Here is an 18,621-nt window from a genome sequence, read left to right on the forward strand (position 1 = left end):
AAAACCCTGATTTGAAGGTGCGAACGATCTTGCGAAAAACGCCACTCTTCTCTATGCGTCCGCCATGACCCAGACATCCCACGACCGCCTTCTTATCATTGACTTCGGCAGCCAGGTCACCCAGCTGATCGCCCGTCGCCTGCGCGAGCTGAACGTCTACTGTGAAATCCACCCGTATCAGAACGTCGACATGGACTTCGTGCGCAGCTATGCGCCGAAAGCTGTGATCTTCTCCGGCGGCCCAGATAGCGTGACCCGCGAGGGATCCCCACGCGCGCCGCAAGAGATTTTTGACTACGGCGTGCCAATCCTTGGCATTTGCTACGGTCAGCAGACCATGATGACCCAATTGGGCGGCAAGGTCGAAAGCGGCCACGGCACCGCGGAATTTGGCCGCGCGTATGTGACCCCCAAAGACGGCTTGGACATTCTGGACGGTTGGTTTGCCGATGGCGACGAGCAAGTTTGGATGAGCCATGGCGACCATGTCTCTGAAATTGCACCGGGTTTTGAGGTTTACGGCACCTCACCAAACGCGCCATACGCCATCACTGCGGACACTTCGCGCCACTTCTACGCGGTGCAGTTCCACCCCGAAGTGCACCACACGCCAAACGGCGCAAAGCTCTATGAGAACTTCGTAAAACTGGCCGGTTTCAAAGGCGACTGGACCATGGGCGCCTACCGCGCTGAGATGGTCGAGAAGATCAAAGCACAAGTGGGCGACAAGAAAGTCATCTGCGCGCTCTCCGGCGGCGTGGACAGCTCTGTGGCCGCAGCCCTGTTACACGAAGCCATTGGTGATCAGCTCACCTGTGTCTTTGTCGACCACGGCCTACTGCGCAAGAATGAGGCCGACGAAGTGGTCGGCATGTTCCGCGACCACATGAACTTGCAGGTGATCCACGCGGATGAAACCGAACTGTTCCTTGGCGAACTGGAAGGTCAATCCGACCCGGAAACCAAGCGCAAGATCATCGGCAAGCTCTTTATCGACGTGTTCCAGAAATACGCCGACCAGATCGAAGGCGCCGAATTCCTGGCACAAGGCACGCTCTACCCGGATGTGATCGAGTCTGTGTCCTTCTCCGGCGGTCCTTCCGTGACCATCAAAAGCCACCACAACGTCGGTGGCCTGCCAGAAAAAATGGGCCTCAAGCTGGTCGAGCCCCTTCGTGAACTGTTCAAAGACGAAGTCCGCGCCTTGGGTCACGAACTGGGCCTGCCTGCGCACTTCATCGGCCGCCACCCCTTCCCGGGACCAGGCCTGGCCATTCGCTGCCCGGGCGAGATCACCCGCGAGAAGCTGGAGATCCTGCGCGAAGCCGACGCGATCTATATCGACCAGATCCGAAAGCACGGCCTCTATGATGACATCTGGCAAGCCTTTGTTGCGATCCTGCCTGTGCGCACCGTGGGCGTGATGGGCGACGGTCGCACCTACGACTACGCCTGTGCCCTGCGTGCAGTGACCTCGGTGGACGGCATGACCGCGGATTACTACCCGTTCAGCCACGAGTTCCTTGGTGAGACCGCCACGCGGATCATCAACGAGGTCAAAGGCATCAACCGTTGTACCTACGACATCACCTCGAAGCCTCCAGGCACCATCGAGTGGGAATAAGCTTTCAAAGAATGCCGCGCCTTGTGCGCGGCATTTCTTTACTCAGCCGCCACGCCTAACGGTATCATCACGCTTTGCGCTGTCTCACTGTTCTTATAAGCACTGTGCCCTCGCAACTGGTCATGCAGATCCGCCAATTGGGTGTCCTGTCTGGCCGGTGCCATCGGCGCATAGGGACGCAGTTGCGTGCCAAAATCCGACGTCTTGGTCCAGATCGCCAGCCCAGTGGACCCAAACTTCATTTCCATGCGCAGGCAATCCAAATTGGCATAAAACAGCTCGCGAATGAGTTGCTGCAAGGCGCGATTGATCATCTCTTTGCGCGCGCTGTCTTTGCGGTTGCCATACATGTAGGGCACCGGGTCCACGTCATCGAACACAATCCGCCCGCCGCGTCGCACCTTGGGAAACCAGGCCATGATCTCGGCATAGACCTGCGCCACCGTGTGCATGCTGTCCACATAAACCAAATCAATCCCGTCATTAAGCCGCGGCGCTGCCGACACCACCGCATTCGCATCCTTGCTGTCTGATTGCACAAACCGCCAGTTTGGCCCACCGCCAGCCGCGGAACAGTCCTCGATATCAACAGACACCAGCACCCCATCGCCACCATGCAACCCGTTGAGCATCGCCTTTGTTGCCTGCCCTTTCCACGTGCCCAACTCCAGGAATGTCCCATCCGGATAAGCCAAGGCAGCATCACGTAAACACAACAGCTGATCTGCGGCCGACGCCTCCTCGCTTTGCGCTTCCCGCAGCTCGATCAACCGATCAACATAATCTTGGTATGGGGCAGTCTGTGTCATAGTTCGTGGTCCTCCTGCACTGTCATGAGGGCACGCCTAAGGACTTCGTCAATGCATGTGACGATTGCCTCACGCAAAGGTGCCTGTTGGCTCACATGAAGTTCAGCCACCGTGTGAAAATCAGCCTCTAAATGGACCACTTGAAACATTCTTCTGCCCACATTCGAGCAAAAGTTAATTAGAATTTTCGATTAACCTTTCGCCAGGTTTCGATTTCCCATTTGAGTGCATCCACGCGACACTTTCCCAACCAAAGGGACCGGGACATGCGCATATTCTTCACGTTCACACTTCTGTCTTTTGCAACGCCCCAAGCTTTTGCCGCGCCACCGCTGGCCTGTGAAATGCGCAACTCCCCATTGGTCTTCACGGTCACCGACAAAGCCGTGCACATGCGCACCGGCGAGAAATCCCGCACCCTACCCGCAAAAGCCCTGCCACAAGATCACGAGGGCTGGCCCCGCGTCTGGCTACTACAAGAACCGCCAAGTGCGCATATGTTGCTGGTCTCCGAAGGCACCTGCCAAACCGACTACGGCACCTTTCCACTCTCTGTGTCGCTCAACACGCTTGGCCTTGGTCAACGCTCTGGCTGCTGCACCATCGCGGAGTGATCTGCCGCCAGCTCTGAACGTCGCGAAATTAGTACACAAGCGCACTTGTTCCTCTGAGCAAGACCTGCCACGGTCCGCGCATGATCAAACTGACCGGATTTATCGACGTACCTGCCGACCGCCTCACAGCCGTCTCAGAGGCGCTGCCCAAACACATCGCGCTAACCCGCGCCGAAGCGGGCTGCCTCTCGTTTGAGGTCACACCTGATACGGCACATGCCGGACGCTTCCAGGTTTCCGAACTCTTTGTAGATCGCGCGACCTTTGACGCCCATCAAACCCGCACAAAAGCCTCCGAATGGGCAAAAATCACGGACGGCATCCCCCGCAGCTATCAAATCGAAGACCTGACGGAATGAACGACACCCTTAAAGCCGCCTTCTGGATGAGTGGCGCAATTCTGTCTTTCACCTCTATGGCGATTGCAGGCCGTGCGGTGAGCTTTGAACTCGATACCTTCGAGATCATGATGTATCGCAGCTTTGTTGGTGTTGTGCTTGTTGTCGTGGTCGCCGGACTGGCAGGCACCTTAAACCAGGTCACACGTCGCAATATGGGCCTGCATTTCATCCGCAACCTGAGCCATTTCGCCGGTCAGAACCTCTGGTTCTATGCACTCACGGTAATTCCCTTGGCTCAGGTCTTTGCGCTGGAGTTCACTTCCCCCATCTGGGCCATCTTGCTCTCCCCGCTGATCCTGGGAGAAAAACTGCGCCCAATTGGGTTACTTGCCGCCCTGATTGGCTTTTTTGGCATCCTGATCGTCGCCCGTCCCAACCCTCAGACGCTCGACGTTGGCCAGATCGCCGCGGCCTGCGCCGCCATCGGCTTCGCCCTCTCTGCGCTGTTCACCCGCAAACTGACCCGCACAGAAAGCATCACCTGCATTCTGTTCTACCTGACCGTCATGCAGGCCGCCTTCGGGGTGGTCTTTGCAGGCTTTGACGGCGACATCGCCTTGCCCTCGGCCAACAGCTTGCCGTGGATCGTGCTGATCGCCTGTGCCGGGCTCGTGGCACACTACTGCCTGACCACGGCCCTGCGACTCGCACCCGCCTCGGTTGTTATGCCCATCGACTTCATTCGGTTGCCGCTTATTGCTGTTGTAGGAATGACACTATACGCAGAACAAATCGATGTTTGGGTGCTGGTCGGAGCAGCAGTGATTTTTGCGGGCAATTACCTGAACATATTGTCCCAATTGCGCCTAAAGCCTGCGCCAAAGTGACGCAAAGTCATGCTTTGTTCCGGCTTACGTCAACGTTGACTTAAACAAAGTTGCCCGAATAGCCTGATGGTCACAAATAAAATAACACTCAAAAAAACACGGGACACATGAAGATGAAAAAAGCGCTATGGGGAGCCACTGCACTGACTTTGGTCGCTAGCACGTCTTTTGCGGGCGGCATCGACCGCTCCGGCCAAGGGGTCAACATCCTCTTTGAAGAAGGCAACTACGTTCAGTTTACCTGGCAGCACGCTGACCCAAGCGTGACCGGCACCAGCACAGTACTGCCAACATCCAACGATGTGGCGCCGTCCTACAACAACCTGTCTTTTGGCTATAAGCACGAAATCAACGAGAACTGGGATCTCGCGTTGATTTATGACCAGCCATATGGCGCGCATATCCACTACACCGATGGCCCACTGTCCGCAGGCGGCGCCGCTGGTCTGCCTTATAATGGTCTGGCCGAGATCAACTCCGACGCTTTGACCGCCCTTCTGCAGTATAACTTCGGCAACGGCTTCAGCATTCACGGTGGTGCGCGTGCGCTCAAAGCGCGTGGCACAATCCAGTCTGGCAACGGTATTCTGAACTCCAAGAGCAGCTATGACTTCGGCGGTGTTGTTGGTGTGGCTTATGAAAAGCCTGATATCGCCCTGCGGGTTGCTCTGACCTACGCCAGCGGCATCAAAAACGGTTTTGAAGGAACAAACTCGGCGTTCCCGGCAGGCGCACAGGCCCGCACCTTCGACGTCGAATTCCCTGAAAGCGTGAACCTCGACTTCCAGACCGGCGTTGCCGCGAACACGCTGGTATTTGGTTCGGTGCGCTGGGTCGGTTGGGATGGCTTTAGCCTCGACACCACACCGGAAGGCTCCTGGGTGAATTTTGACAACAACACCACCACCTACACCCTGGGTGTTGGTCAGCGTATCAACGACAAGCTGTCTCTGGCACTACAACTTGGCTATGAGAAAGCGGGCAACCGCCCAACCACAACCGCTCTGGCCCCGACAACCGGCTCCAAGAGCATTGGTCTGGGCGCAACCTATCAGGTCAACGAGCAACTCTCTGTGTCTGGCGGCCTGACCTACGCGATTCCTGGCGACCAGTATTTCCAGATGGCACCAGGCGCAAACATCGACTTCAACGACAACTCCGCTTGGGGTGCAGGTATCCGCATCGGTTACCGCTTCTAAGCTGAGCGCCAGATACAACGCGAAGCCCCGCTTTTTCGGCGGGGCTTTTTCGTTTGCGCAGGTTTCGGAGTGAGCGCCGCCGCATGAACGGCTAGACCAGTCCCATGAGCACACAAAAACACCTCACGCCTCGCGTCTGGGCCGAACTCTTCCTGCTGGCTGTCCTCTGGGGCGCGGTCTTCTTTGCCAACCGCATCGCTCTCGATGAGATCGGCCCTCTCACGCTGGTGGCGCATAGAACCCTCTGGGCAGCGCTCCTGCTGTGGCTCGTAATCTTGGCAACCCGAACCACTCTCCCACGCAGTCCGCGTCTCTGGAGTGCCTTTCTGGTGATGGGGTTGCTCAACAATCTGATCCCCTTCGGCCTGCTCAACTTCGCCCAACTCACCATCGAAAGTGGCCTCGCTTCGATCTTCAACGCCGCGACTGCATTCTGGGGCGTGCTGCTCGCCGCGCTCTTCCTTCCTGACGAACGCCTGACGCTGGCAAAGACCCTCGGCATCGGCCTCGGCTTCTTCGGTGTCGCCACCGCCATCGGCCTCAGCCACCTCACCGCGCTGGACCCGCGTTCCCTCGCCCAAATCGCTGCCCTGATCGCTACGCTGTCTTACGGCTTCGCTGGTGTTTGGGCCCGCAAACACCTCGCCGGCTGCTCTCCTTTGGTGGCCTCTGCGGGCATGCTGACCTGCACAACCCTCCTGGCCCTCCCCTTGGCCCACGTCGCGGAGTCTCCCTTTACGCTCAGCCTGTCCGCCCCGACATGGGTCGCCATCGCCTACGCCGCCATCCTCGGCACCGCCGCCGCTTACCTGCTCTACTACCGCGTCCTCGCGGCCGCTGGCTCCGGCAATCTGCTGGTGGTCACACTGCTGATCCCGCCTGTTGCCATCCTACTGGGCACCGCCTTCCTCAACGAAGCGCTTCCCCCGCGCGCCTTTGCCGGCTTTGCCCTGCTCACCCTTGGTCTCATCGTGCTGGACGGTCGCCTTCTTGCGCGCTTGCGCCACAAAAAACCGACCTGACACCGCTTGCCAACCGCCCGCCTGCTTGGCACCTTGCAGGACAACAAAACCAACAAGGGAGGCCAGAATGGCCAAAGGCTACTGGATCGGTCGCGTCGACGTGGATGACATCGACGGCTATCAGAAATACGTACAGGCCAACGCCAAACCGTTTGCGGACTTCGGGGCCAAGTTCCTAATCCGCGGCGGGCAATTCGAAAACCCCGAAGGCAGCGCCCGCAGCCGCAATGTGGTCATTGAATTCCCCAGCTACCAAGCCGCACTCGACTGCTACAAAAGCGCCGATTACCAAGCCGCCAAAGCCCTGCGTGATCCGGTCAGCACCGGCGACATCGTCATCATCGAGGGCTACGATCCATGATCTGGGACCACCTGCTCGACCGCCTGCGCGGCAAAACTAATGCCGATCCACTGCCGGAACCGGACGAGAAGCTCGCCCTTGGCGCGCTCTTGGTGCGGGTTGCCAAATCCGATGACAACTACCACGCGCTGGAAATCAGCGAGATCGACCGCATTCTCGCCACCACCTTTGATCTCAATCCGATTGAAGCCGCCAAACTGCGCGCCACCTGTGAAAAGCTGGAACACAACGCCCCTGGCACGCCAGACTTCGCGCTGCTGATCCGCGAAAACGTGGACTACCCTCACCGTTTGGAAGTGGCACAAAAGATGGTTGATGTGATTGAAGCGGATGGCAAACACGTCCCGGCTGAGGACGCCAGCTTGTTGGAAATTTCCAAGCTGATGGGCATCAAGCCCGAGGATACCCCAATCGGCCCTGCCTCCTAGGCAGGGCCGACAGGCTTTTGTTTACGCCAGACTTGGTAGCCAGAGCACAATCGCCGGGAAGGCCACCAGCAGCGCGATGGTGATCGCATCGGCGATGAAGAATGGCGTCACCCCTTTGAACACGTCCTGCACGCTCAGATCATCGCGCACACCGGCCACAACAAAACAGTTCAGGCCAATCGGCGGCGTGATCAGACAGAACTCCGCCATCTTCACCACCAGAATACCAAACCAGATCGCACACATCGGCCCGCTCATGCCAAAGGTACTGTCGGCTGCAGAGACAAACTCACCACCGTTCAGCGCCATCACCGCCGGGTAGACCACTGGCAGGGTCAAAAGCAGCATGCCAATCGCGTCCATGAACATGCCCAGCACCGCGTAGGCCAGTAGGATGCAGATCAAAATCAGCATTGGCGACATGGTCAATGAGGTGATCCAATCCGAGAACGCGCTTGGCAGATCGGCAAATCCCAGGAAGCGCACGTAGATCAAGACGCCCCAGATGATGGTGAAAATCATCACCGAGAGCTTGGCCGTTTCCAACAACGCGTCTTTAAGCTCAGACCAGCGCATGCCGCGATAGAGCGCCATCAGGAAGACCACAAAGGCCCCTATCGCCCCACCCTCGGTTGGCGTGCCCCAGGCGTCGCCGCCAAATGGGTTGTAGACAAAGAAGATGATGGTCACGACCACAAACACAATCGGCAACGCCGGTGGCAAAGACGTGAACCGCTCTTTCCAGGTGAAGCCGCTCACGGGCGGGCCAAAACCTTTGATGGTCATCGCCATGCCAATGATCAGCAGGCCGTAAATGACCGCGGAAAACGCGCCGGGAATGAAGCCTGCAAGCAAGAGCTTGCCCACGTCCTGTTCCACGATGATGGCGTAAATCACCAAGATCGCAGACGGTGGGATCAACGACGCCAAGGTGCCGCCGGCGGCCACAACGCCCGCGGCAAAACGCTTGTCATAGCCAATCGCCAGCATCTCCGGAATCGCAATCCGCGCAAACACCGCCGAAGTTGCGACCGAGGCACCTGATACCGCCGCAAAGCCCGCGGTCGCAAACACTGTGGACACCGCCAAACCACCCGGCACCCAGGCCAGCCAGCGTTTGGCCGCCTCAAACAGCGCCTTGGTCAGCCCGGCGTAATAGGCCAGATAGCCAATCAGGATAAACGTCGGGATCAGGCTCAGCGCCTGGCTCGACACTTTGGAATGCGGCACCTGCCCGGCGGTCTTCACCGCCACGGTCAACGCTTTGCCAAACCGCTCTGGCGCGTAGCCAAACTTGGCCCAGAAAATCCAGATGAGACCAATCATCCCGGCCAAACCGGCAGCAAAGGCCACCCGCATGCCCAACACAACCATCACCAGCAAGCCGCCGGAGACCACCAATCCAATATCAATCGGTTCCATGTTCTTGTTCTTTCTTAGGAATCATGGCCGGAGACATGCTCCGCTTCCATCGCCGCCTGAGTGGCTGCATCGATTACCAACGGCACCGCCACCGGGGTGGTGGCATTGGTGACAAAGGCTTTGGCAAAGGCACAGAGCTGCAACACCAGCCGCACACAGAGCACCGAGAAGGCCACCGGTGCCAAAAGCTTGGCGGGCCACAACGGCAACGCAATATCCATCGAGCTGTCCCGGCTCCACAGCGGCGCGCCAAAGTCAAAGCTGCGATCAAAATGCGCCCAGGTGCCCCAAACCAGCAGCACCATCAGGAACAACACCGCGCTGGTGGTGACGAATTCCACCAGATAGAGCACGCGGCCTTTGAGCTGGCCTACCAGAATATCCATGCGAATGTGCCCACCATCGCGCATCACATAAGACGCGCCCATAAAGGCAATCAGCGGCATCGCCTGCTCGATCCAATCCACATAGCCCGGCAAAGGTGAGTTGAAAAAATTCCGCCCGGCAACGGAGAAAACCGCCATGAGCATCAGAGAAAACACCGCCAATCCGCTCACCAAAGCCAGAGCTTTTTCGATTTTGTAGAATTGCGTGTCAATTTTGCTGAGGGTGCTGTTGTCCGTCAGCACCGAAGTTGCGCTGGCCATAAAACCTCCCGCTTTTCATGAGGCGCGCCTGCGGCGCACAGGATTTGCGCATCATGTGATGCGCCCTAGGCGAGGCGCTGCCTCGCGCTCCGGGATATTGTGAGAATGAGAAACAAGATATGTGGGTACATACTGCTTCTCATTCGCAAAATATCCCGGGGGAGTTTCACACCAAAATGGTGTGAGACGGGGGCAGCGCCCCCGCCTACCGGTCAGCTTAGCTGCCGTTTGCGATCATGCCGGTGACCATGTCGTAGAGTTCCTGCGCAGGCAGGCCGCGTGCGGTGTTCTCTTCGATCCAGGCTTTGGCCGCAGGTGCTGCAGCGGCTTCTTTGAACGCCGCAATCTCTTCATCGGTGAAAGAGACTTTGGTGATGCCGCGCTCGTCCAGAGCTGGGCCCCAAGCGTCCATGGTTTTGCCGTTGTAGGTGGTCACATAGTGATCCAGCGACTCTTCCACGGACCCCAGCAGCGCTTCACGATGCGCGTCAGACAGGCTGTTGAGCGCTTCGGTGTTCACCACAACCGGGCAGTTCACGGTGCCTGGGTTCAGATTGGTGGTCCACCAGGTCGCGTTCTCGATGGTGCCGTAGGACATATGCGCGTGCGGTGCGAAGGCCACTGCTTTCACAACACCGCTGTCCATCGCCTGACGCACTTCGGTCGCAGACATGGAGGTTGGCACGGCGCCCACAGTTTCCATGGCTTTGCCGATACCGCCGGTGGCACGTACGCTCAGACCTGCGAAGTCATCCAGCTTGGCTGGCGCATCGCCCATGCCCACGAGGTTGTACTGTGGCAGCGGCGACGGCATCAGCAGGGTTGCGTCCCAACGGGCCAGATCTTCGACAACCGCAGGGTGCTGATAGACCGCCATGGACAGGTCGATTTCCTGCTCCAGCGAGCTCACACCCAGGAACGGCAGTTCCAACACGGTGATGGATGGGTTTTTGTCGCGGTGGTAACCGGCACAGAACTGGGCCATTTCAAACGCGCCGATAGAAATGCCATCGAGGTTTTCGCGGTTCTTGGACAGGCCACCGTAGCTGATGTTCAAGGTGAACTCGCCGCCAGTTTTCTCAGATACCAGCTCCGCCAGCTTCTCAACATGCTCGGTAAACGCGCGGCGCTTGCCCCACAAAGACACGTTCCACTCGGTTGCCATTGCTTCGGTCACAAAGGCCATCGACAGAGCGGCCACAGCCGTCCGGCTCAAAATCTTACGCATGATTTCCTCCCATTTGCGTTTTTCTGGAGGGAGCATGCCGCAAAGGCGCGTCAAATGCCAATGAGAGAATTTGCGCAGGCCAACGCCCCTGCCCTGCGGATTTCCGCAGGGTGAAGTCTAAGCTACAACAGCGCGTCTTTGTTCAGCCCCAACTTCACAATCTTCTCGTTGAGCGTCCGCCGCCCGATGCCCAACGCCGCGGCCGCCGCATCCATGCGGCCCTGATGCGCCTTGATTGCCTTGCCAATCAGCTCGCGTTCAAAAGCCGCCACCGCCTCGCGCAAGGTGTCCGGCACATCCTCAGATCCCAAATCCCCGGCCAAAGCCGCGGCCATTGAACCGCCACCCCGCCGCGCCGCCATCACCCGCCGGGCGCAGACGTTGCGCAGCTCGCGCACATTGCCCGGCCAGTCGTGCGCCAAGAGCGCCGCCATGTCTTCATGGCTTAACTCTGGCGCCTCCATTTCATGCATCTGGGCATATTCCCTCATGAAATGCCCCGCCAGCAATGAGAGGTCATCGCGGCGCTGCCGCAAAGGCGGCACCTGCAACACAAACGTGTTCAGGCGAAACAGCAGGTCCGCGCGCAGCCGATCATCCGCCACCGCCTGATCCACATCCTCGTTGGTGGCCGAGACAATCCGCAGATCCACTTTCACCGGCACGCCGGACCCGACCGGATAGACCTGCTGGTCCTCGATCACCCGCAGCAGCTTGGCCTGCACCACCGGTGGGCAACTGCTGACCTCATCGAGAAACAACGTCCCGCCAGAAGCCGCTTGCAAACGCCCCTCCGCGCCCCCGGCAACACCAAACATCTCCGCTTCAAAACTGTCCGGATGCAGCGCCGCGCAGTTGACTGCCAAAAACGGTCGGTCCGATCGCGCGCTCAGATCATGCAGCGCCCGCGCCACCAACTCTTTGCCGGTGCCGGTCTCGCCAAGCACCATCACCGCACCGTCCAGCCCCGACAGGTCCAGCACCTCTTCCCGCAAGGCCACGACCGCCGCCGTCTGCCCCAGCAACACGCGATCCAGACCGGACAGCGCAAACAACCGTTCCTTCAGCCGCGCATTGCTGGCCTTCATCCGGCTTTGCTCCGCCGCATGGGTCAGGATGGTCAGCAACCGGCGCGGCTCATAGGGCTTTTCAACAAAGCTATAGGCCCCCGCCTGCATCGCCTCTACCGCCATGGGAATGTCGCCGTGGGCCGAAATCAACACCAAAGGCGGTGCCATTTCTCGATCCAGCTGCGCCAACAGTTCCAACCCGCTCATCCCCGGCATCCGCACGTCCGACAGGATCACATCCGGGTGCATCTCGCCCAGTTTATCGAGCGCACGATCTGCCCGTGGCACGGCCTCCGCCTGCCATCCTGCAGCTTCCATCAAGGCCAGCAAGGATTGGCGCATGGATTTGTCATCATCGACAATCAAAAGGCTGAAGGGTTGCTCGTCGCTCATGTCATCTGCTCATTGTTGTCAGGCACTACAGGCAGCTCCACGCGGAACACCGCGCCCCCTTCGGGCCGATCCTGCGCGCTCATAGTGCCGTCGTGATCCTTGATAATGCTGGCAGAAATCGCAAGACCCAGCCCCATGCCGCGTCCACTGGCACGCGTGGTCACAAACGGTTCCTGCAAATCCGGAAGACTCGCAGCGCCTAAACCGTGCCCTGTATCGGCCACCTCGAAGTACGCAACCTTATCCACTTGCCCAACCTTCACAGACAGGCGCGACACCGCGTCCTCTTCTTCCATTGCATCACAAGCATTGCGCAGCACATTGGTGATCACCTGCTCCAGCCGCAACCGGTTGCCGCGCACCCAAATCGCTCCGTCCGGCTGCTGCAAATCCACCTGCACAGCACCTTTCTCGATGTTGGGTGCCAACAACGTCAAACCCGCTTGCATCGCTGCGCGCAGATCAAACACCTCAAAGCCTTCCTCGCTGCTGGTGGCAAAAAACTTCAGCTGCCGGGTAATGCCTTCCATACGCCCCACCAGCCCGCTGATCTCGCCCCCCAGCCGCGCCGTATTCTGCGGATTGATCTCCGCTGCCGCCAGATGATTGCGCATGGCGGCAATTGGTTGCCCTAACTCATGAGTGACCGAGGCCGACAACTGCCCCAACGCCGCCAAGCGGCTGGCCTGTTCCAGCTCTTTCTGGGTTTTCTGCAAGCGCGCCTCAGCTGCCTTACGTTCCGCCACTTCCACGGCCAGCTTTTGGTTGGAACTGCGCAGCTGCGCCTCTTCTTTCTCCGCTCGCTTCAGCGCCCGCCCCACACGCCGCGCCCGCTGCACCTGAAACACAATCATCAGCGCGCCCGCCAAAAACACCACCGCCGCCGTCGCCAACCAACTGCGCGCCACGGCGCGGTCATCATCGGCAAAATAATGCAGCTGCCAGCCATCCGGCAGATCATCCGCCACCAGATGCATGCGCTCGTCCCCGCCAATCACCGCGCGGCTGTTGGCTTTCACACGCCATTGCAGAGGGTCCAATGGCTGTCCGGAGAACTGCCTTACCGCGCCAATCTCTTGCTTTTGTGTCTCTGTCAAAGGTGTCAGCGCACGATAGCGCCACGCCGGATCAGAGGCCAAAAGCACCACGCCGTCGCTGTTGGTTAGGATCACCTGCTGCCCGGCGCGCCGCCAACTGTCTTCCAAAACGGAAAAGCCTTTCTTGATGGCGATCACGCCCGCCACCTCGTGGCCTTCGACCACCACGCCATCTGCCAGAAACAGCCCCGGCAGACCTGTGGTCATGCCAATGGCATAGAACCGCCCGTGTTTGCCCTGCAGAGCGTCTTTGAAATAGGGGCGGAACCCGTAGTTGTGACCGACAAAGCTGGTCTCTGTGGCAAAGTTGGACGCGGCAATGGTGACCCCATTTGCATCCATCAAATAGATCGCCTCAAGCCCCGATTGCTGCGCAAAATCCTCAAGCCGTGCGTTCAACGGCCCTGTGCCACCGCCAGCCACCGCCTCGGTCACAAAGGTGTCCCGTGCCAGAATATGCGTCAGATGACTGTGCTGCTCCAATTCCGCCACAACTGTGCTGCGATATAGCGAGAGCTGCCCCTGCGCCTTGCTCCATTCTTCCTGGGCAAAATAGTCAAACGCCGCCCGTTGCACCACAAAGCCTACCATCAGGGTCAAAATCGCAGAGAGGATCAGGGGACGTCGAGACATTGGGCCGGGCACAGTTGCATAAGTTGGCGCAGGCTAGGCCAATGCCGCGCGCTTGGAAACGGGATTCTGGGGGCTTTGCCCCCGCCGCCGCACACGGCGCCTCCCCCAGGATATTTGTGGAATGAGAATGAGTGGTTGCGAGACTTTGCTGCGCGACCTACATCTTTGCCTATGTTTGCAGATTTTCTCAAACGCCTGACGGCGCCCGCCCCTGAAACTTTGGATGACGCTGATGCCCGCCTGGCGCTGAGTGCCTTGCTGGTGCGTATTGCCCGCGCCGACGGGGTCTATAATCCGGCCGAAGCCGAGCGCATCGAACGTATTGTCACCAGTCGTTATGGCCTCAGCCCGTTTGAAGCCACCGCCCTGCGCAAAGAGGCCGAAACACTGGAGTCCGAGGCCCCCGACACCGTGCGCTTTACCCGCGCGATCAAAGACGCGGTGCCACTGGAGGCCCGCATCGAGGTGATCGAATCGATGTGGCAGGTGGTGCTGGCGGACGGAGAACGCGACGCCGAAGAAGACAGCCTGATCCGACTGGCGGCCAATCTTTTGGGCATCTCGGATCGCGACAGCGCCCTCGCCCGCCAACGTATGGCCGCGCAGGCATGATCGCCGCCTTTCCCATGTATGACCGGCCCGAGGTGGCCGCGACATGGGATCGGCTTCTGCATCAGTTTCGCGACGCTTACGGAGATGGCCCAAGCACGCTGACACGCGACGGCGGTCTCTGGGACATCTGGCAAAGCCCGGACCTTTTGCTGGCCCAAACCTGCGGCTTTCCCTATCGCACACGGCTCAAGGACAAGGTCACCCTGATTGGCGCGCCAGATCACGGCATTCCGGAGGCTTCGGCCGGGCATTATTGTTCCGTGATTGTCGCACATCGCCGGTTTGAAGGCCGCGACCTGTCTGCGTTGAGCGGCGCCACACTCGCTTACAACGAGCCGCTCTCGCAATCTGGTTGGGCCGCCGTCTGGCGTCATTTTGACGAACGCGCTTTACGAATCGGCACCCGCCATCAAAGCGGCGCCCATCGGGAATCAGCCCGGCTGGTGGCCGATGGCACGGCGGATTTCGCCGCATTAGATGTGATCAGCTGGAAATTGATGCAGCGCCATGACGCGTTTGCCGAGGACCTTGTTGTCGTCGATCTGACAACGCCCACACCAGCTTTGCCATTTATTTCCGCACGTTACCAAGATGCGCCTCGCCTCCAGAAAGCGTTACATAACGCCATCCAAAATCTGACGCGGGGTCAACGCGAGGAATTGTTTCTGCAAGGTCTGGTGACCCTGCCGCAAAGCTCTTATGAGGCTGTGCCAAACCCGCCAGCCCCCTGACCAATTGGCCAAATCTTTGACCAAAATGTCGCTTCTGGGGGCTCAGCCGCCCTTTTGAAAGTTGCAATTGCGCAAATTTTCATTCCTATTGGGCAACCAATGATTAACCCAATACTGATGGGGACACTGTGAGCGAAGCCACGCCCGTTCTGCAAATCCGCGACCTGCACAAGGCCTATGCCAATCTCGAAGTTATCAAGGGCGTGGACATCACCGCGCACCGCGGCGATGTGGTGTCGCTGATTGGCTCGTCAGGTTCCGGCAAATCCACCATCCTGCGCTGCGCCAATCTTCTGGAGCACAGCCAGCAGGGCGAAATCCTCTTCAAAGGCGAGCCCGTGACCTGGAAAGGCACCGGCCATGGCCGTGAGCCCTCTGATCCCAAACAGATCCTGCGCATCCGCACCAACCTGTCGATGGTGTTTCAGCAGTTCAACCTGTGGTCCCACATGACCATCCTGCAAAATGTGATGGAAGCGCCAGTCACCGTGCTTGGCCGCGACAAGGGTGAAGTGGAAGAAGCCGCGCATGCGTATTTGAACAAAGTGGGCATCGCCGACAAACACGACGCCTACCCGGCGCAACTCTCCGGTGGCCAACAACAGCGCGCCGCCATTGCCCGCGCCCTGGCGATGGAGCCCGAAGCGCTGCTGTTTGACGAGCCCACCTCGGCGCTCGACCCTGAGCTGGAACAGGAAGTGGTGCGCGTCATCAAAGCGCTGGCCGAAGAAGGCCGCACCATGATGATCGTGACCCACGACATGAAAATGGCCCGCGATGTGTCTGATCACGTTGTGTTTTTGCATCAAGGCCTGATCGAAGAACAAGGCGCGCCGGACGAGTTGTTTGGCAACCCAAAATCTGAGCGTTTGAAACAGTTCCTGTCTTCAACCGCCGCATAAAAACAACCAACCATAGGGAGCAATACTATGAAAAACCTGATCCTGAGCACCGCCGCACTGGCGCTGACCGCAGGCTTCGCCATGGCCGACACCGTGCGCCTTGGCACTGAGGGCGCCTACCCTCCATACAACTTCATCAACGACGCTGGTGAAGTAGACGGTTTTGAGCGTGAGCTGGGCGACGAGCTCTGCAAACGCGCGGAGCTGACCTGCGAGTGGGTCACCAACGACTGGGACAGCATCATTCCTAACCTGCAGTCCGGCAACTACGACGCCATCATTGCAGGCATGTCCATCACCGATGAGCGTGAAGAGACCATGGACTTCACCCAAGGTTACACCCGCCCATCCCCATCCGCATATGCAGCTCTGTCTGCCGACGTGGACGTGAACAAGGCGATCGTTGCGGCACAGACCAGCACCATCCAGTCCAGCCACGTGGCCACCACTGGCGCAACTTTGGTGGAATTCAACACCCCGGATGAAACCATCGCAGCTGTGAACGCGGGCGAAGTGGACGCCGTGATGGCGGACAAAGACTTCCTGGCGCCATTTGTGGCTGAAACCGACCTGACCTTCATCGAGGACGTATACCTCGGCGGCGGCATCGGCATGGCATTCCGCGAATCTGACGACGAACTGCGCGGCAAGTTCGACGCAGCCATCGCTTCCATGAAAGCAGACGGCTCCCTGAACGCCCTGCTGGACAAGTGGGAAATCGAAGGCAAGTTCTAAGCCTTCCCCATTTGCAAATCATTTAAGGGGGGGCATTGGCTCCCCCTTTTCCCACCCGGCGGACCGCCCCACGCGGCCACACTGCCCCCAAGATCAGACGAAAGAGGCCAGCCATTTTTGCCTATTGCTCAGATCCTTCGGTCCTAGAAGGTTTGTCCTGGCTTAGCTGCTATCTCACCACCGGGAAGCACATGGCCTTCTACGCCTCGTTTGGCACGGTGCTGTTGCTGCTGGCGATCACCGCCCCAACCGCGTTGTTGTTTGGCCTAGGTGGCGCCATGGCCGCCCGTGGGCGCTTCTTCCTCGTGCGCTGGTTTGGCAAGGGCTACATCGCCATTGTGCGCGGCGTGCCGGATATTGCTTTCTTCCTCTTCTTTGTGATTGCCCTCGATCAAGCGATCGAATGGATGCGGCACAAGGTCAAATGTCCCGACTGGACGGAACCGGTCCGCCAAGGCGGCGAGTTCCTCGTCTGTGACATCGCCAAAATGCCGCTCAGCTCTTCGCCCCAGTGGATTCACGAAATCTACGGCTTCTGGCTGGCGGTCTTCACCTTTGCCATCGTCTTTGGCGCTTTTGCCGCCAACGTCCTGTTTGGCGCCATGCAGGCCGTGCCCCGGCCACAGCTGGAAACCGCCGAAGCCTATGGCATGACACCGCGCCAGACTTTTTGGCGCATCCTGATGCCGCAAATGTGGATCTACGCCCTGCCCGGCCTGTCCAACCTCTGGATGGTGCTGATCAAGGCCACCCCCTTGCTGTTCTTGCTCGGCGTCGAAGACATCGTCTATTGGGCCCGTGATCTGGGCGCGTCCAAGACCGCCCGTTTCACCGCCTATCCACACGGCGACTGGCGCATGTGGTACTTCCTTGCGCTGCTGATTTTCTACCTGCTCTTCACCCGCGTCTCCGAGGTTGTCCTCGCACGCATCACCAAGCGCCTGTCCCACGGTCAGGCCACCATCGACGGCGAAGCCCAACGCAAAGCAGGGAGCGCGGCATGAGCTGTATCGACACCATTCAGAACTACGCCTTCCGCTCTCTGGGCTACGGCGAGCGCATGTTGCCCCGCACGGATTTCACCCTGTGTGAGCACTTCACCCTGATCGGCTCCGGCCTGATCTGGAACGTCTACTATGGCGTGCTGGCCGTGCTGACAGGCTTCTTCTTTGCCAACCTTCTGGCGGTGGCCAAGAACTCCAACAACTTCTGGGCCCGCAAACCGGCAGAGTGGTTCATCTTCCTCTTCCGGGGCAGCCCGCTGTTTATCCAGTTCTTCTTTGGCTACTTCCTGTTCCTCTCGCTCAAGGGCGTGTCGCCGATCTTCAACCCACTGTCTTCGGCGGCACTGGGCGCGCTTATCGTGCTGTTCCTGAACACCTCGGCCTACTCGGCAGAGATTTTCTACGGCGCTCTGCGGTCGATCCCGAAAGGCGACATCGAAGCCGCCGACGCCTATGGCATCACCGGCTGGTTTCGCTTCCGCCGCATCATGTTCCCAACCATGATGCGCCTAGCGTGGCCGGCCTATACCAACGAAGCCATCTTCCTGTTCCACGCCACCACGCTGGTGTTCTTCTCCGGATTCCCGGCTTGGCGGCAACAGGGCGACGCGCTCTACTATGCAAACTACTTTGCGGACAAAACCTACAACCCGTTTGTGCCCTACCCAATCCTGGCGATGTATTTCATCATGCTCACACTGGTGATCATCTGGATCTTCGGCCTGGTCAACAAACGCCTGAACAAACACCTGCCTCAGGCTTCAGTGAAAAAGCTTCGGGTGCGTCCAAATCTGATCCGCTGATTGCGGTCCACCACGTGAGAATCTGCAAAACGCCCGCCAAAATTTGGCGGGTGTTTCTG

General features: G+C 59.0%; 20 protein-coding genes. 14 read left to right on the top strand and 6 right to left on the bottom strand.

Going from position 1 to position 18,621, the window contains the following annotated elements; genetic code table 11:
- The first annotated feature begins 64 nt into the window (after positions 1-64).
- Positions 65-1,624 carry a glutamine-hydrolyzing GMP synthase gene (guaA, locus tag SIB92_RS06195; protein WP_412554981.1) on the top strand — a complete coding sequence of 520 codons (1,560 nt, stop codon included), beginning with the start codon at positions 65-67 and terminating at the stop codon, positions 1,622-1,624.
- Between the two features lie 38 nt (positions 1,625-1,662).
- On the opposite strand, the gene SIB92_RS06200 is transcribed toward guaA, so the two are convergent.
- Complete coding sequence (locus tag SIB92_RS06200; protein ID WP_412554982.1) at positions 1,663-2,433, bottom strand: class I SAM-dependent methyltransferase; 771 nt, start codon at positions 2,431-2,433, stop codon at positions 1,663-1,665.
- Between the two features lie 266 nt (positions 2,434-2,699).
- Here SIB92_RS06200 and SIB92_RS06205 point away from each other — a divergent pair, with 266 nt between their 5' ends.
- The 7 genes from SIB92_RS06205 (at position 2,700) to SIB92_RS06235 (ending at position 7,285) form a co-directional block, all read left to right on the top strand.
- Positions 2,700-3,047, top strand: coding sequence for a hypothetical protein (locus SIB92_RS06205; RefSeq protein ID WP_412554983.1), 348 nt, complete (start codon positions 2,700-2,702; stop codon positions 3,045-3,047).
- Between the two features lie 80 nt (positions 3,048-3,127).
- The gene (locus SIB92_RS06210; protein ID WP_412554984.1) at positions 3,128-3,406 is read left to right on the top strand and encodes a putative quinol monooxygenase; all 279 of its coding nucleotides are present in this window, start codon (positions 3,128-3,130) and stop codon (positions 3,404-3,406) included.
- On the top strand, positions 3,403-4,275 hold the full coding sequence (locus SIB92_RS06215; RefSeq protein WP_412554985.1) for a DMT family transporter: 873 nt from the start codon (positions 3,403-3,405) through the stop codon (positions 4,273-4,275). Before SIB92_RS06210 ends, SIB92_RS06215 begins: the two co-directional genes overlap by 4 nt.
- A gap of 113 nt (positions 4,276-4,388) precedes the next feature.
- A complete protein-coding gene (locus tag SIB92_RS06220; protein WP_412554986.1) occupies positions 4,389-5,474 on the top strand; it encodes an OmpP1/FadL family transporter in 1,086 nt (361 codons plus the stop codon).
- A 104-nt stretch (positions 5,475-5,578) separates the two neighbouring features.
- Positions 5,579-6,496 (top strand): DMT family transporter, encoded by a 918-nt coding sequence (locus tag SIB92_RS06225; RefSeq protein WP_412554987.1) that lies wholly within the window; start codon positions 5,579-5,581, stop codon positions 6,494-6,496.
- A 67-nt stretch (positions 6,497-6,563) separates the two neighbouring features.
- On the top strand, positions 6,564-6,857 hold the full coding sequence (locus SIB92_RS06230; protein WP_295175364.1) for a DUF1330 domain-containing protein: 294 nt from the start codon (positions 6,564-6,566) through the stop codon (positions 6,855-6,857).
- Positions 6,854-7,285 carry a TerB family tellurite resistance protein gene (locus tag SIB92_RS06235; protein ID WP_412554988.1) on the top strand — a complete coding sequence of 144 codons (432 nt, stop codon included), beginning with the start codon at positions 6,854-6,856 and terminating at the stop codon, positions 7,283-7,285. The genes SIB92_RS06230 and SIB92_RS06235 overlap by 4 nt, the downstream gene beginning before the upstream one ends.
- Before the next feature lie 21 nt (positions 7,286-7,306).
- Here SIB92_RS06235 and SIB92_RS06240 read toward each other — a convergent pair whose 3' ends face one another.
- The 5 genes from SIB92_RS06240 to SIB92_RS06260 form a co-directional block, all read right to left on the bottom strand.
- Positions 7,307-8,707 carry a TRAP transporter large permease gene (locus tag SIB92_RS06240; protein ID WP_295175367.1) on the bottom strand — a complete coding sequence of 467 codons (1,401 nt, stop codon included), beginning with the start codon at positions 8,705-8,707 and terminating at the stop codon, positions 7,307-7,309.
- Between the two features lie 14 nt (positions 8,708-8,721).
- A complete protein-coding gene (locus SIB92_RS06245) occupies positions 8,722-9,354 on the bottom strand; it encodes a TRAP transporter small permease subunit (protein ID WP_412554989.1) in 633 nt (210 codons plus the stop codon).
- A 217-nt stretch (positions 9,355-9,571) separates the two neighbouring features.
- On the bottom strand, positions 9,572-10,582 hold the full coding sequence (gene dctP, locus SIB92_RS06250) for a TRAP transporter substrate-binding protein DctP (protein WP_294114487.1): 1,011 nt from the start codon (positions 10,580-10,582) through the stop codon (positions 9,572-9,574).
- A 122-nt stretch (positions 10,583-10,704) separates the two neighbouring features.
- Complete coding sequence (locus SIB92_RS06255) at positions 10,705-12,045, bottom strand: sigma-54-dependent transcriptional regulator (RefSeq protein ID WP_412554990.1); 1,341 nt, start codon at positions 12,043-12,045, stop codon at positions 10,705-10,707.
- Positions 12,042-13,775, bottom strand: a complete 1,734-nt coding sequence (locus SIB92_RS06260) for a sensor histidine kinase (protein WP_412554991.1) — start codon at positions 13,773-13,775, stop codon at positions 12,042-12,044. The genes SIB92_RS06255 and SIB92_RS06260 overlap by 4 nt, the downstream gene beginning before the upstream one ends.
- A gap of 171 nt (positions 13,776-13,946) precedes the next feature.
- Here SIB92_RS06260 and SIB92_RS06265 point away from each other — a divergent pair, with 171 nt between their 5' ends.
- The 6 genes from SIB92_RS06265 (at position 13,947) to SIB92_RS06290 (ending at position 18,562) form a co-directional block, all read left to right on the top strand.
- Positions 13,947-14,387, top strand: a complete 441-nt coding sequence (locus SIB92_RS06265; RefSeq protein ID WP_412554992.1) for a TerB family tellurite resistance protein — start codon at positions 13,947-13,949, stop codon at positions 14,385-14,387.
- Positions 14,384-15,118 carry a phosphate/phosphite/phosphonate ABC transporter substrate-binding protein gene (locus SIB92_RS06270; RefSeq protein ID WP_412554993.1) on the top strand — a complete coding sequence of 245 codons (735 nt, stop codon included), beginning with the start codon at positions 14,384-14,386 and terminating at the stop codon, positions 15,116-15,118. Before SIB92_RS06265 ends, SIB92_RS06270 begins: the two co-directional genes overlap by 4 nt.
- Positions 15,119-15,246: 128 nt before the next feature.
- Positions 15,247-16,020 (top strand): ABC transporter ATP-binding protein, encoded by a 774-nt coding sequence (locus SIB92_RS06275; RefSeq protein ID WP_294114479.1) that lies wholly within the window; start codon positions 15,247-15,249, stop codon positions 16,018-16,020.
- Between the two features lie 27 nt (positions 16,021-16,047).
- Positions 16,048-16,755 (top strand): transporter substrate-binding domain-containing protein, encoded by a 708-nt coding sequence (locus SIB92_RS06280; RefSeq protein WP_412554994.1) that lies wholly within the window; start codon positions 16,048-16,050, stop codon positions 16,753-16,755.
- 113 nt (positions 16,756-16,868) lie between these two features.
- Positions 16,869-17,759, top strand: a complete 891-nt coding sequence (locus SIB92_RS06285; protein ID WP_412555804.1) for an ABC transporter permease — start codon at positions 16,869-16,871, stop codon at positions 17,757-17,759.
- Complete coding sequence (locus tag SIB92_RS06290) at positions 17,756-18,562, top strand: ABC transporter permease (RefSeq protein ID WP_412554995.1); 807 nt, start codon at positions 17,756-17,758, stop codon at positions 18,560-18,562. The genes SIB92_RS06285 and SIB92_RS06290 overlap by 4 nt, the downstream gene beginning before the upstream one ends.
- Positions 18,563-18,621 lie beyond the last annotated feature (59 nt).

Origin of the sequence: Shimia sp. MIT1388, assembly GCF_047124445.1 — a bacterium.
Classification (GTDB): domain Bacteria; phylum Pseudomonadota; class Alphaproteobacteria; order Rhodobacterales; family Rhodobacteraceae; genus Shimia.

Bases quoted from the DNA above. Each gene is read 5' to 3' on its own strand.
- guaA (WP_412554981.1), top strand. From the start codon at position 65: ATGACCCAGACATCCCACGACCGCCTTCTTATCATTGACTTCGGCAGC.
- SIB92_RS06200 (WP_412554982.1), bottom strand. From the start codon at position 2,433: ATGACACAGACTGCCCCATACCAAGATTATGTTGATCGGTTGATCGAG.
- SIB92_RS06205 (WP_412554983.1), top strand. From the start codon at position 2,700: ATGCGCATATTCTTCACGTTCACACTTCTGTCTTTTGCAACGCCCCAA.
- SIB92_RS06210 (WP_412554984.1), top strand. From the start codon at position 3,128: ATGATCAAACTGACCGGATTTATCGACGTACCTGCCGACCGCCTCACA.
- SIB92_RS06215 (WP_412554985.1), top strand. From the start codon at position 3,403: ATGAACGACACCCTTAAAGCCGCCTTCTGGATGAGTGGCGCAATTCTG.
- SIB92_RS06220 (WP_412554986.1), top strand. From the start codon at position 4,389: ATGAAAAAAGCGCTATGGGGAGCCACTGCACTGACTTTGGTCGCTAGC.
- SIB92_RS06225 (WP_412554987.1), top strand. From the start codon at position 5,579: ATGAGCACACAAAAACACCTCACGCCTCGCGTCTGGGCCGAACTCTTC.
- SIB92_RS06230 (WP_295175364.1), top strand. From the start codon at position 6,564: ATGGCCAAAGGCTACTGGATCGGTCGCGTCGACGTGGATGACATCGAC.
- SIB92_RS06235 (WP_412554988.1), top strand. From the start codon at position 6,854: ATGATCTGGGACCACCTGCTCGACCGCCTGCGCGGCAAAACTAATGCC.
- SIB92_RS06240 (WP_295175367.1), bottom strand. From the start codon at position 8,707: ATGGAACCGATTGATATTGGATTGGTGGTCTCCGGCGGCTTGCTGGTG.
- SIB92_RS06245 (WP_412554989.1), bottom strand. From the start codon at position 9,354: ATGGCCAGCGCAACTTCGGTGCTGACGGACAACAGCACCCTCAGCAAA.
- dctP (WP_294114487.1), bottom strand. From the start codon at position 10,582: ATGCGTAAGATTTTGAGCCGGACGGCTGTGGCCGCTCTGTCGATGGCC.
- SIB92_RS06255 (WP_412554990.1), bottom strand. From the start codon at position 12,045: ATGAGCGACGAGCAACCCTTCAGCCTTTTGATTGTCGATGATGACAAA.
- SIB92_RS06260 (WP_412554991.1), bottom strand. From the start codon at position 13,775: ATGTCTCGACGTCCCCTGATCCTCTCTGCGATTTTGACCCTGATGGTA.
- SIB92_RS06265 (WP_412554992.1), top strand. From the start codon at position 13,947: ATGTTTGCAGATTTTCTCAAACGCCTGACGGCGCCCGCCCCTGAAACT.
- SIB92_RS06270 (WP_412554993.1), top strand. From the start codon at position 14,384: ATGATCGCCGCCTTTCCCATGTATGACCGGCCCGAGGTGGCCGCGACA.
- SIB92_RS06280 (WP_412554994.1), top strand. From the start codon at position 16,048: ATGAAAAACCTGATCCTGAGCACCGCCGCACTGGCGCTGACCGCAGGC.
- SIB92_RS06290 (WP_412554995.1), top strand. From the start codon at position 17,756: ATGAGCTGTATCGACACCATTCAGAACTACGCCTTCCGCTCTCTGGGC.